This window comes from Colwellia sp. MB02u-9, assembly GCF_014077085.1.
Classification (GTDB): domain Bacteria; phylum Pseudomonadota; class Gammaproteobacteria; order Enterobacterales; family Alteromonadaceae; genus Cognaticolwellia.
Map to the genome: position 1 here is coordinate 41514 of NZ_JACGVF010000095.1, position 13619 is coordinate 55132.

11 protein-coding genes and 1 tRNA gene are annotated in these 13619 nt (G+C 35.2%); 4 read left to right on the forward strand and 8 right to left on the reverse strand.

The features are described from left to right. Positions 1–40 precede the first annotated feature (40 nt). From H4J65_RS11375 to H4J65_RS11390, 4 genes are all read left to right on the forward strand, one after another. Positions 41–1375, forward strand: a complete 1335-nt coding sequence (locus H4J65_RS11375) for an MATE family efflux transporter (RefSeq protein WP_259367597.1) — start codon at positions 41–43, stop codon at positions 1373–1375. A 224-nt stretch (positions 1376–1599) separates the two neighbouring features. Continuing rightward, a tRNA-Val gene (locus H4J65_RS11380) sits at positions 1600–1676 on the forward strand. Between the two features lie 164 nt (positions 1677–1840). Then, positions 1841–3082 (forward strand): integrase domain-containing protein, encoded by a 1242-nt coding sequence (locus tag H4J65_RS11385; protein ID WP_182198250.1) that lies wholly within the window; start codon positions 1841–1843, stop codon positions 3080–3082. Positions 3083–3675: 593 nt separating this feature from the next. Continuing rightward, on the forward strand, positions 3676–4209 hold the full coding sequence (locus H4J65_RS11390; RefSeq protein WP_182198251.1) for an IS6 family transposase: 534 nt from the start codon (positions 3676–3678) through the stop codon (positions 4207–4209). Positions 4210–5695: 1486 nt separating this feature from the next. Here H4J65_RS11390 and drt3b read toward each other — a convergent pair. The 8 genes from drt3b to H4J65_RS11430 all read right to left on the reverse strand — a co-directional run bounded on the left by drt3b (position 5696) and on the right by H4J65_RS11430 (position 13463). Then, positions 5696–7693 (reverse strand): antiviral reverse transcriptase Drt3b, encoded by a 1998-nt coding sequence (drt3b, locus tag H4J65_RS11395; protein WP_182198252.1) that lies wholly within the window; start codon positions 7691–7693, stop codon positions 5696–5698. Next, positions 7694–8929 (reverse strand): antiviral reverse transcriptase Drt3a, encoded by a 1236-nt coding sequence (gene drt3a, locus H4J65_RS11400; protein ID WP_182198253.1) that lies wholly within the window; start codon positions 8927–8929, stop codon positions 7694–7696. Positions 8930–8954: 25 nt separating this feature from the next. Continuing rightward, positions 8955–9593 carry a hypothetical protein gene (locus H4J65_RS11405; protein WP_182198254.1) on the reverse strand — a complete coding sequence of 213 codons (639 nt, stop codon included), beginning with the start codon at positions 9591–9593 and terminating at the stop codon, positions 8955–8957. Between the two features lie 533 nt (positions 9594–10126). Beyond that, the gene (locus H4J65_RS11410) at positions 10127–10585 is read right to left on the reverse strand and encodes a hypothetical protein (protein ID WP_182198255.1); all 459 of its coding nucleotides are present in this window, start codon (positions 10583–10585) and stop codon (positions 10127–10129) included. Between the two features lie 298 nt (positions 10586–10883). After that, positions 10884–11432, reverse strand: a complete 549-nt coding sequence (locus tag H4J65_RS11415) for a recombinase family protein (protein WP_182198256.1) — start codon at positions 11430–11432, stop codon at positions 10884–10886. A 163-nt stretch (positions 11433–11595) separates the two neighbouring features. Then, a complete protein-coding gene (locus H4J65_RS11420) occupies positions 11596–12687 on the reverse strand; it encodes a site-specific integrase (RefSeq protein ID WP_182198257.1) in 1092 nt (363 codons plus the stop codon). Between the two features lie 48 nt (positions 12688–12735). Further along, positions 12736–13167: a helix-turn-helix domain-containing protein gene (locus H4J65_RS11425; protein ID WP_182198258.1), complete on the reverse strand. Its 432-nt coding sequence runs from the start codon at positions 13165–13167 to the stop codon at positions 12736–12738. 89 nt (positions 13168–13256) lie between these two features. After that, positions 13257–13463 carry an AlpA family transcriptional regulator gene (locus H4J65_RS11430; protein ID WP_182198259.1) on the reverse strand — a complete coding sequence of 69 codons (207 nt, stop codon included), beginning with the start codon at positions 13461–13463 and terminating at the stop codon, positions 13257–13259. Positions 13464–13619 lie beyond the last annotated feature (156 nt).

Below are 13619 nucleotides of genomic sequence, written 5' to 3' on the forward strand. Positions count from 1 at the left end.
GATGAACATAAATCGTTTTTTTTCCAATAGTAAAAATTTAATGAAATTGGCCTATCCCATTTTAATCGCCCAATTGATCCAAAATTTAATGGGTTTTGCCGATACTGTTATGGCGGGTCGTGTTAGTGCCACTGATATGGCCGCCGTTGCCGTAGCTAGCAGTGTCTGGTTGCCCTTAATTTTAGCCATATCAGGTCTTGTGATGGCACTGGCCAGTATTGTTTCGCAATTATCGGGGGCCAAACAGTTTGACCAAGTGGCAAAAGCCAGTTATCAAACCGCTTGGATAGCGGTTTTTTTCTCGATAATCATCATTATTCTCTACTACATTGCCACTCCTATGTTAATCGACTCTATTTCGATGGAGCCTAAACTGAAACATTTAATGTTTGACTATTTAGGTTACATTGTTTGGGGCGGCCCAGGCTATTGTCTGTATTTGGTCTTACGTAATTATTCAGAAGGTTTATCTTTTACTCGCCCAACCATGATCATTAGCATATTAGGTTTGTTAATTAACATACCCGCCAACTATATTTTTATTTATGGTGAGTTTGGTATGCCTGCACTCGGTGGTGCGGGTTGTGGTATTGCCACAGCCATTGTTTACTGGGTGATGTTTATTGGCATGCTTGCCTATGCTTATTTTTCAAAACATCTAAAACACGCGCCATTGTTTAGCAAATTCTATTGGCCACAATGGTCAGAAATTAAAATCATATTAGCTTTAGGCACACCGATAGCATTTTCATTACTTTTTGAAGTAAGCTTATTTGCCGCGGTAGCCATAATACTTATACCCTTTGGCGCTAATGTTGTTGCCAGCCACCAAATTGCCATTAACTTTTCTGGTTTGGTTTTTATGGTGCCATTAAGTTTAGCGATGGCAGTGACGATAAAAGTGGGTTTTGAAGTGGGCAATAAAAACTTTGAAAAAGCCAAGGAACTCTGCCGGTATTCGGTTATTTTAGGACTGGTTATTGCGGTAGTAACCGCAGCCATTACCTTATTGTTCAGCACACAAATTGCCACCATCTACACCACAGATACCGAAGTACTTGAACTTGCCGCTGGCTTAATGTTTTTAGCGGCTTTATTTCAGTTTTCCGATGCCATACAAGTTATTTCAGCGGGTGCACTTCGTGGCTATAAAGACACACAGTCGATTTTGTATATCACCTTCTTTTCCTACTGGGTTGTCGGTTTGTCTTTTGGTTCAATACTGGGCTTAACCGATTGGGTAGCACCAGCATCAGGTCCTTATGGATTTTGGATAGGCTTTATTTCTGGCTTAACAGTAGCGGCCGTGTTGTTGGCTTGGCGCTTAAAAATAGTGCAAAAGCGCTTTGATCAACACGCAGCCTTGGAAAGTTAATCGAGTGTTTTTAGCTTGGTACTCTAACGCCTTGCTTTTAGACTATTTAAAATAGCGTGTAACTTTTATTGAGCTATTTGTTGCTTAAATAAGCAAGCACAATACCCAGTGCTGAATTAAACAGCAATCGCATCATATTTTAGATAAAACTGCTTGCACTTGCTAAAACAGATCGCTAACATAGCGCCTCGTTGAGTCACTCAACAATTTTACTTAGAAGTAACGCTCGCTTAGCTCAGTTGGTTAGAGTACTTGCATGACATGCAAGGTGTCACTGGTTCGAGTCCAGTAGCGAGCACCATATTAGGGTTTATTAAGAACCCAAAAAGACCCGAAATAGCATATAAATAGGCTGTTGCGGGTTTTTTTATACCTTAAGCTATATCATAACGTTCCGTGACATCCTCACTTTTTAGGAGTACTTTTGGGAGTACCAGATAAATCCAATAAGTAGCGGTACTCCAAATGGCCAAATTAACAAACCCGTTAACCAATACAGAAGTAAAACAAGCCAAACCAAAAGATAAGCTTTATAAGCTTAGTGATGGCGGCGGTTTATTATTAAGAGTTAAACCTAACGGCTTTAAAACTTGGATCTTCGATTACTACAAGCCCCATACAAAAGCACGTACAAGTATCGGTTTTGGCTCATACCCAGAAGTATCATTAGCCAATGCTAGAAAAAAGCGTGATCATGCTCGCGAACTTATTGCACAGAATATAGATCCTAAAGAATATAAAGATGATAAACATCGAGAACAATTACTTTCCGCCAGCAATACTTTCAAGACTGTAGCGACTGACTGGTTTGCCATCAAAAAAACGACCGTTGCTGAAGTTACCGCTAGAAGCCTATGGCGAAAGTTTGAAAACCACGTATTCCCTAAGCTTGGTCATAGACCCATTGATAAGATATTAGCGCCTGAAGCTATTGATGCATTAAAACCATTAGCGGCAAAAGGTAACTTAGAAACTACAGGTAAAATAATCGGTCATTTAAACAATGTGATGGATCATGCTGTTAATGTTGGAATACTTCACCATAACCCTTTAACCGGCATCCGTAGCGCCTTTCAAGCACCTAAAGTAACTAATATGGCAACTATTAGACCAAACGAACTTGGTAAGCTAATGAGTGACATAAGTTACGCCAGCATAAAATTAGTCACACGATGTTTACTAGAGTGGCAATTACATACAATGACTCGCCCTAGTGAAAGCGCGAAAGCACAATGGTCTGAAATTGATTTTGAAAATCAGCTTTGGACAATACCTGCCGAACGAATGAAAATGAGGCTAGAACATAAAGTCCCTTTAACACCAAAAACCATTGAAATATTAACACGATTAAAACCACTGAGCGGTGATAGAAAGTACCTATTCCCTTCTTACATTGATCACAATAAACACTGTAATGTTGAATCAGCAAATAAAGCATTAGGTCGTATGGGTTATAAAAACAAGTTAGTGGCCCATGGCTTACGCGCTTTAGCCAGTACAACACTAAATGAACAAGGTCATGATCCTGATGTTATAGAAGCCGCCCTTGCCCATGTCGATAAAAATGAAGTACGCCGTGCTTATAATCGAGCTGAATACCTTGAACGTAGGCGCATATTAATGTGCTGGTGGTCACAACACATTGAAACAGCAGCAAGTGGAAAAACTAGTTTTGAAGATAACCTTAAGCATTTAAAAGTAGTTTAATTTATGAATACTTAAAGTTTTGTAGTCTTTTGACATTGGGCGACATACATCATGCCGCCCACACCAATACAGGCCATTGATTTAAAATAAAATAAAATAAAATAAAATAAGGCTGATTTTAAATACCCTGCATTAAGCCCTTTGCTTGATCACATTCAGAAAAACTGGATTTTTTCCTACAAATTTAGTTTAGCTTTTAAAGTGCCAATAGCCATAACTAGCTTTATTTTATGAGGCATAGCTGGGAAAGTGGACATTAAAATTACCTAAGTTCCACATAAAGTAGAGTATTAAATATAAGGCTTTCGCCCCCAATATAACTTCAAATGTCTACATAACAGTCAATCGAACGGTGCTTTTACTTTGTGTAATTTGTTTAACAGCATAACTTGCAATCTCTACTACAGAGTAAGCACAAGTTACTGTCGAATGGCCGGTTTGAGCGACCGGGTAGATTGGGTTTAACAGCGGCTTTTGATTGAACACTTCAACAGATCTGGCATTGTCTTCAATACTGTATGCCTCGGATCGGTTCTTTCGCAAATAGAGGAAATAGTTTATGATCTAACGATTATTGATCACTTCTTATTATTATGACCCTCAATTTTTCAGGCCGACATTATCCAAAAGAAATTATTCTGCAGTCCCTTCGATACTACTTGGCCTACAAGCTAAGTTATCGTGAAATAGAAGAAATATTTGCTGAGCGAAATATTCATTTTGACCACTCCACCTTAAATCGTTGGGTGATCAAGTATAGCCCACCACTTGAAGCCAATTTTAGAACAAGAAAACGTAAAGTGACAGATTCGTGGCTAATGAATGAGACCTATATCAAAATTAAAGGGAAATGGATTTACTATTATCGAGCGGTTGATAAACATGGCGCTATTGTTGATTTTTATTTGAGTGAAACACGTGATGAGCCCGCTGCAAGAGCATTTATTGTCGAGCAGAGTCATCGAAAAGTGAAAGGTAAAATGCACCAATGTTTAGGATGGAAGTCTTGGGCTAGAGCAGAAGCGACATTAGCGGGTGTTGAGCTTTGCTCGATGCTTAAGCAAGGACAGATGATTGACTCAGAATATAAAGCAGTATGGGAGCAATTTTATTCGCTTGCAGCATAGTTGTCTCTGAGTAGAGCGACACCTTCAATTTAGGCTGCGGAATTTGAGTTTGCGACAGAACCCCAAAAATATGTATCATTAATACAAATAATTTGTAGTAGTTAACCAAGAATTTGTATCATCACCTATGAGTCAATTTAAGCGCCTCAACAGTAAAACATAGACAACTCACGACAAAAGGGCCAGTTATCGCTTTTACGCACCAAACAGTTCGCTTTAAAGCTAGTTCTATCATGAAAATATCCTTTACTTGGTGTTACGTGCCAATAACCCCATAAAAACCAATTAATCAGCAATAATCCCGATCATCAACAGCCTTATCAATAGCTTTTGTGAATAAACTGTGGGCAAGCTGTTATTAACCGTGTATAAGCTGTGTTTTAAGGATTTTTTAGGGCTTTTAATGCGTACGTTCGCATAGCAAAAAGCGTACGTTCACATAGTCCAATGCGTACGTTCGCATAGTTAAAAGCGTACGTTCGCATAGTAAAAGGCGTACGTTCGCATAGTCACAAGAAAGGCCGAATCAACCTGTAGGCCATATAAACAAAGGGTTTGTTGCTGTTCAAATAATGTACGCTATCTGTATTATCTATTTATCTAAACACTATCTTATTATCTATAAAGTGTCGCTCGCGCTCCAAAAATAAATCATAAATATTTTTAATTTCAATTTTAAAATATCAATAGTGCCTATAGTTGGTTCTAAGCAGTCCAATTTAGAAAAGCAAGCAAGGGTAGGGGAAATAGCTTACAACTCAAAAAAGAGCCAATCAGCTAGCTTTAATCGTGTATTTCAAGAGGAACATATCAACACCATAACCACCAATAGCGACCAAATATGATTAACGATTACTTTGTGTACTAATTTCAATAACCGGACGCACAAATAATGATTCTTACTTGTTAAATGTTTGATCGTACAAGTTAGTTGACGTTTAATAATGCATCTTCTGGCAGGGAATAAAATATATATGTCGGGTCAAGTTCATTAAGGTTGGCGTCTATTTTAACATCTAATTTTCCATCCCACTTACCGCTTTTATAGTCTATGCATAATGGATACAAAGCTATCCCAATAGTTAGTAGGGCTGCAAGAGCCAAATAAGGTCTAGATTTTTTATCCTTGAAATTACGTTATTATCTTCTTGAGTTGGATTGCTTTGACTATTGTGAGTACTTTCTGTATTCATTCTTTATTTCCCTATTTATAACCTGTACCACACCAATAATGACGAACTATTTTTTCAATGAGTTAGCTTGGCTTTACAATATAAAACCCACAAGACATGCCCTTAGAATGGCTGTTCGTAAAGCCAAATCATATCTTTTATAATGCAAAAAGAGAGCATAAATGCTCTCTTTTATTAAATGAGTTGTTGGTAATTCTATATCCTAGCGTGTGAGCTGCGCCTGGCAGCAGTGAAAGAAGCTTTAAAAAAACAACTTACAATACAGAACGTCCCAACACTCTAAGTGTAAATACTTAATAAGGGCTACGCAATTCTTTTTTCATTAACACTTGGGCTAAGTTATTATCTTTCCAGGTAAAAAACCACTCTCTTGTGCTTAAAAAGATAAGAACACTCTCAACTTCAAGCTCTTCAGGAATAATTGATGAAAATATTGATATAAGTTTAATTTTAAATTCCTGAGAGAAATAAGGGCAACTAATTGAATCAAAGAACATACAAGTTAACTCAGTATTATGCTGAACATCTTCTGCGGAATTCAGGATATTAAAAATATAGTCTTCTAAAAACTTCGTAACAATAGGCTGAGATTTTCTTATAAAACCAGACAAAACCATTGCCTGAAAGTAACCAATTTCATTGTGACTTTTGATAAACTTAATTGCATCATCACTAGTTTTCTCTAGATTAAATAAATCTAAAAGTTTGGCATTATTAATAGGGTAATCGTCAATATTCGTTCTTATACCAATAAGTAAGTTAAGTGTTTCAATACTATTTGCTTTATCTTTCATTAACATCTTTGAAAGTAACAGGTTCGATTCATCATAAATTTTCTTTCTTATTTCATCTTTAAACTCTGCCGTTTTATTTTTTGTAATATCGTTTAAGCGAACTATTAACTGAGTAATTATATAAGTAGTTCGAACTCTAATATCCATACTGTAAACAAAGAAAGATATTTCAATCACCAAAAGCATTACTTTTTGAATTGTTGTAGAGTCCCCCTCAAAAATTGATTTTACTACTCGTTCATCCTCTAAAAGCTTGAATAATCGACGACGAATCTCAGCTAATGTATACCCCGAAAGGCTCTCATAACTAACATCATTATCCTTAACCACTCTCTTTAAGTTTTTAATAAACCGGTTTGACTCTCTACCTGGGTTATTCAGTTTAATATGCAATTCTTCTGAGCCAAGCTCATCGGACTCTTTATTAAAACCCTTGAATAACTCCCTAACTAACAAGCTACAATCCATTTTTGCAATGGTTAGCCCAGTAATAAAGGGCACACTTAAGAACTCTGTTTTTGATTCATTAATGTACAGTTTGTATTTTTCAAGCTCATCTTTAACCAGCACTAATACCTTGTTGGGTATAGTTGTGTTAGGTGTATATAAAAAATAATCATCAACATATCTACGAATTGTATAATCACTACCGAAGTGTAAATCCAGCTCATTTTTTATTCTGTTAATTATATTTAAATCGATGTCTTGTAAAATTATTTCTGCAAATATTCTAGAAAACTCAGGCCCGACGATGATTCCACTTGACTCCAAATCATTTGCATTTTGCATGATCTTCTGAAATTTACCTTCAAACGAATATGCACCTTTATGCTTTTTTGAAAATGCTTTTGTTTTTACTGCCCAAGATAATGTGGGGATATATATATTATGAAAACACTTTGAAATATCGAATCGGGTTAAGTGTTCAAATTTCTTCTCTATTCTATGCGATTCGTATGAATCATAATATTTGTATAAAAAATTGTATTTTCGATATGTAAAATAAGAGCTAGCATAAACAGATGTTTTTTCGAAAGCATCCGTCTCCGTTTCTATTTCCTCAACACGACCGACGTTGCCCTTATCATCGTAATTAACCAATTCTTTTTCATAAAAACGACCAGCAACCCTGAAAGGTGCCCTTAAGGATATTGGACTCTTACTGCACAACTCCGTTATCAATGAATCATATTCTTTATAAAAATCAGTCATCTTGCGCTGGATTGTAGGGTGTGGCACCGACAACAATCGTTTACTAGTGGAATTCTTGTTTATTCGATAATTATAAGGTTTTGTATAATCGTCGTAGTTAAAGAAAGACGATACAAATTGGTTTATCGGTTGAACTGATTTACAGCCACTCCTCTTATTTTTATCAAGCTCCTTCAAATAAAAGTAAAAGCCCTCGTTAAGGAACGTGATAGGAACCTCGTAAGGTAAGGTTTCTGTAAGCATCACCCTTAAATAATCATGTTTATCTATTTTTATTTTAGCCATTTACCAACATCCCTTTATTTTTCGACTAATTTTTCTATCAAAAGAGTTCATTATCTTTTGCTCAAATCCGAACGAAAAAGACATTCTTTGAATTTGCTGAAGCCTTGAGTTCTTTTTAACACCGCCAGTGGAATTGTGTTTTTTAATCATCGACATTGATTTTTCTATATGAGGTGCCTTACTGATAATTAATTTTTGATAGAATGTATCTAACTGCTTAAGCTGAAAGTTTGTTGTCAACAAAGGGTAGTTGTAATAAATACCAGACTTTAACTTGGTCCTATCTATATCTCCGATAATATATTGATTTCCAGTTAAAAACTTCAGTCTAGCTAACAATAAATCAAATGTTCTAGTCCTAAGGTAAGAGCGAAATGACTTATGAAGCCTATCCTTGATTTTATGAATTTTTTTATCACTAATCTGAACGGTGAGTTCTCTTGGTTTAGTTTGCTCGGGTGATGTCTCAAATTTAATTTTATACCCTAAGTAATCAATAAACTCCGTCTTTTTATTATCGGCTTCAGCGTTGAAAATAAAAGTCTTGTCATTGAACTCAAGGTTTAAATCGAGATCTGTTAATAAGTCCGATATTTCATCGATAATTTCACCTGGGTTTTTAGTGCAAAATATAACCATATCATCTACAAATCGACCATAAAAATAAACGTCTTTTATTTTCCTGACCTTAGAATCAAACTTCCTCAAACCTAGTTCCGAAAGAGTTGAGCTTATAGATAAACCACGAGGTAAGCCTGGTGTTGAAGTGATTTGACTTGATTCATTAAACGATTTAAGAATCATTCTATTTTGATGGGAAAGAAGCCACTCATTATTTACGAAAGATATTATTTTATTCCGATCAATATTTTCATAAAAATGTTTAATATCCAGTCTAATTATTGAAATTGGTTGTGAGTCTTGAAGCAAGGAGATTGTTTGCTTAACTATTGCATGCCGATCTGAAGTTTTAACTTTAAATAACCGCTTAATATTATCATTCAGTTTTTTTAGAACTAGTTCATCCTCTGGATTTGCGCAATCATATCCAGGCTTGCCGTTAACCATTTTAGGGACAAAATCATCAAAAGCATAAGCACTATCGGAAAGCTTATTATTCAAATCATCTAATACTTTAGTAAAAGCAGATTCACTATCATTACCCTTTAGAAATTTTTGAAAAGTCCTACCTTTTAATAATTTTAAATTTTTTTCATTAATACTCTGGTTTAGCACTACAACTTCTCCTTGTTAGATATGATTAACTTTTAGAGCTTTCACCCTTAAAAATTAAATTTTCTCTATAGGCAATAAAATTAAAGAAAACTTCATACTCCATGTGACCTTTAAATGATTGAGCCCTTTTAATAAATATAAGGCTCAATAATAGATAAATTGATGATGTTAAAGCTGAACAAAGCGTAATATCTATCAGAGTGAGCGTAATAGGGAAAAGAACCAACATTAGGACTCCTAAGCTACGATAAAATCCAAACCTAGCTAAAAACACAGACACATTAGAATTAGGAAAGTTTTGCTCTACTACAGCTTTACAGTATCTAAACCTTTGTATATTTAATAATTTGTCAGAAATATACTTAGTAAGGAAAGGCTCAAGAGCTGTGATACCTCTAGATTCTCTTCGCTTTAAAAAAGGTATTTTTTCAATTAAAGTAAGGGAATAATTACTAAAAGGCTCAAATATAAGCCCTAACACCAAAAACAATATAGGAAGAAAAACAACACCTACAGCACCACTGTCTTTAATCAACTTTACCAACTTAGCCCATGAAACATAATCAAATTGAATCGCATACACTGTAACGAATACAGAAATCAATAAACCAATCAAAAAATAAGTAAATAATTCCCAAAAACCCAACTTAGCCTTGTCAATCAAGTAAAAACCCCTTTTAAAACATCAATTAATTTAAAACCTTAAACTACAACCAGTACCTTTAGCAATGGTATTTTCAAGTAAGGTTGAGTTATAGGAAAATAAAATAAGCATCACACATAAATTTAATCATCATTTAATAAATGCGATATTTTGCTCACAATCACAACAATGAAGCGTATATACATCTTTCTTTTTAGCAACTTTAGTGTTTTTACTTCCGCAACTAACGCAAGGTATTTTCATTGCTGTAATTTACAATGCCACCCATGATAACTTCAAACAAGAAGTATACGATGATTGTTGGCTTTGTGATTTGATAAAGCGCCATATATAACAATCACCAAACGTTTTAAAGATAAATTAAGTCTAATTTATTGATGTAAATATGCACAAGTAATTATCGGTGGCAGAATAAGTAATAATCGGAAGTTGGGTTTTATTTATGTAGGGTATGGAAGTAAATCTAAGGTTAAATAAAGGCCATTTAAAAGAGCCAGAATTTTCGGCTCCTTATCCTAACCCAATGGAATATACTACAAAATCCTTACATTTATATAATATTTGCTTTCATCTTTGTTTTTCCACTCCACAGAGTATTGGAGCTTATTTTCACCTGCGGTAGTGATTAGCGTAGCAGAACAAGATCTAATTTCAGATTTATCATTAAAGCCCAATTCATCAATCGCCTTAAGGTCAACAAATTTCGCACCAGCCCTTTGTACTATTGGCAAGCCGTTAACTATTTCCTCAACTAAATTAGAGCTTTCTTCCGACCCACAAGACGGCAAACCAGACGGAAGCCAAGTTGAAGCCATCCACAGCATAAAACCTGAAAGAATTACCCCTCGACTTACCGCGATCGCTTTCTTTTCTTTTTCACCCGCTGGCGGTGTACCTTCTGGCCTTGGTTTAATCAAAAGTGGAAAGATTTCTCCCCATGACCAAGAATCTGTTGTTTCAATATTTTTTTTGTTTGTATTTTCCACTTCCACTTAAACTTCCTTATAAATTAACTAATTGAATAGTATACATTTATATCGATAGTTTTTCTATGAAAAGAGTTGATTTAATTTTTATTAAAAGATGGCAAGAGACTAATAATAGCGAAGCTGAATATAAAAAAGGCAAGGTTTTTAAAATTATTGCAGTGTATTTGTTCTTACAAATATTTTTAATAAATTAAGTTTCCGCTATGTGACAACCTTCATAGCTTTTATTATTTCAACAATAAACGGAGGTTTGAGTGTGGCTTCCGAACAGCTCATTTCCTAGCCTTTAGACTATTACGTACTAGTTAGAAATAGCCTTATAAACTGTTGTGCGAGAACAGTTGAGCTGTTTAGCTATTTGAGATTTATTAGTGCCTAATTTTGCAAGTGCGCAGATATTTTCATTTAATTCAATATTGACAGGTTTACCTTTATATTTCCCTTTCAGCTTGGCTATCGCTATACCTTCACGTTGACGTTCAAGCATCATAGAACGCTCAAACTGATAGATACCACCTAACATTGTCAGCATTAGTTGCTGCATTGGGTTATCTTCACCAGTGAACGTTAGTGATTCTTTGTGAAATATAAGCTTTACGCCTTTATCAGTTAACTCTTTAACAAGTGTAAGAAGATTTTCGGTATTACGAGCCATTCGACTTATGTCATGCACATGGACAGTATCGTCCTTTCTTACAAATTTTATAAGTTCCTTCAGAGCAGGTCGGTTTGTATCTTTACCGCTACACTTATCGGTGAACGTTTCATCTAGTGGGATTTCATTTAATTGTCGTTCGGTGTTTTGTTCAATTGTCGAAACACGAATATACCCGATTTGTTTACCACTCATATGTATTCCTTAAAAAGTGTTCACTTTAAGTCTTAGATGTCACAACAATATACGTACACTTAATATAAATCAACTTAAAATGAACACAATAGCAATTAAGTATGAACGTACATTTTGACTATGCTTAAAATGTACGTTCGATAATGATTATTCTAGAACAGTATTATTTACCCATCATTTTCATAATTTTAGCTTCAATAAGCGCTTCAATATCTGTCCCCTGATCTTTGCGAGGTTGATTAAGTTTTTTAATCAACTCAGCTTGACGATAATCAGGCACATCACCATAGCTATACAGGGTTGTTAATACGCCAGCATGCCCTAGGTTTTGACTCCAAGCTTTAAACTCTTCAGGGCTTTGGCATAATTGCTCACCTATCCTAACTAAGGTATCTCTAAAACTATGGGGGTTAAAGTATTGTATACCTGCTTTTTCAAACGCACGCTTAAATACTTCACGTATTGGATTCGCTGTAGCCCAGTGCTCTTTTAATACGCCACAGGCACTAAACTTTTTATCTTTAGTGTTAGCTACTTTCGTTTTGGGAAATAGCGGATCGTCATGGCTAAATAGTAATTCTGTTTTTAAATGCTCCATCCACTCAGTTAATATTTGTATTGGCAATTCACCAACAGGAAAAAAGTAAGTGGTAAAGGTTTTGCTAAACTTGGTTTTTACCTCCCTAGCATCTTGAAATACTGAGCCAGTAGTTAAGTCGACATGCTTAATTCTCAATGATGCTATAGCGCTATCTCTTGCCCCTGTTAATAAAGTAAATGCCATTAATGCCCTATTCCGTTTCTCAATATCGGTATTGCTAGCCATGCCATTTAGCACATGAGTTATTTGTTCTAAAGTTGCTACTGGTTTTTTACGTTTCGCACCTGCAATGCGAGTGTCTTTTTCTGACAAATTAAAATAGTCAGCATCGGTATAATTAAACCGAGATTTGTATCCTGATTGTTGCGCCAGCCATTGAAAGAAAACTTTTAAGTGGTTACATGTTCCATTAATTGTCGACTTACTCAAATTCTCACCTGTTTTAAGACTCTTTTGAGTAAGTAATTTATTTTTAAAACCGACCGCTTGATTAAAGTGAAAATCGTTAAAAGGTTTAAATTTATTGTATGTTTCAAAGCGACTTATAGCTTTAGCAATACAGTCTATTGATGCCTCACTATGCCGCTTTGCCTCTTTCATAAAAGTAAAATATTTACGCTTAATTCTTTCATTATTTATATTGTGATTTGTCATGCTGATACCTTAACTATTTAAAGAACTGTTTACGGGGCTATTAAACAACTAACCTATTCGTTTTTGTTGCAACGGTAAGATCACCGCAAAATGTCGCTGTAATACTTCTAAATCAGATAATCTAAAGTATCTATTCATTGCTGAATTACACACATTACAACTTGCTTTTATGCGTCCATACCTTGTTGTTTCGGTATCAAAAGTTGTTGTTCCTTGCTCTGGTTTTCTTGGTGTTCTGCACCTCATACAATAAATTTCACCTAACTCACAAGGGCGCTTATTAATGCCTCTAAGATCTTTAATGAACTGTTTTAAGTCGCGACCTAAAATTATGTATGGTCGTTGATTATCAATTCGTTTAAGCCCTCTTCTTAGCCAAGTTTTAACCGTATTTTTATGCACGTCATACAATAAAGCTATTTCGCTAATAGAGTAATTTCGGTTGATTTTGCACTTATTGGGGTTATATCGCTTAGCCATAAATCCCCCAAAGGATAAGAAATGAAATATAAAGTGATAACTGCACGCATCGTATATATAATAAAATTTCAAGTAAAAACAACTTATCTTTATTCATGGTTGCCCCCTGCCTTTCTACTTGCCGCTATTTTATCTTCCAGCCATTTCTCTATATCGGCTTCAAGCCAACCAACTGCTCTATCACCTAAAGATATGCTTTGGGGAAATTCCCCTTTACTCATGCGTAAATAAATACTACTTCTTGATAAACCTGTTTTATCTTTAACCGCTGGTAGGCGATTTACTTTATAAGCCATGTTAAATTCTCTTAATCGTTTATGGGAAAGAGACAAGGTTAGATGGGCGATTTGGGCGATAAAAACCTAAAAAACAACACCAACAATTCTGTAAATAACTGATTATTAAGAGTTTTTGTATTTGATGTGTTAGTGTGTTTTTATGCGAGGGATTAA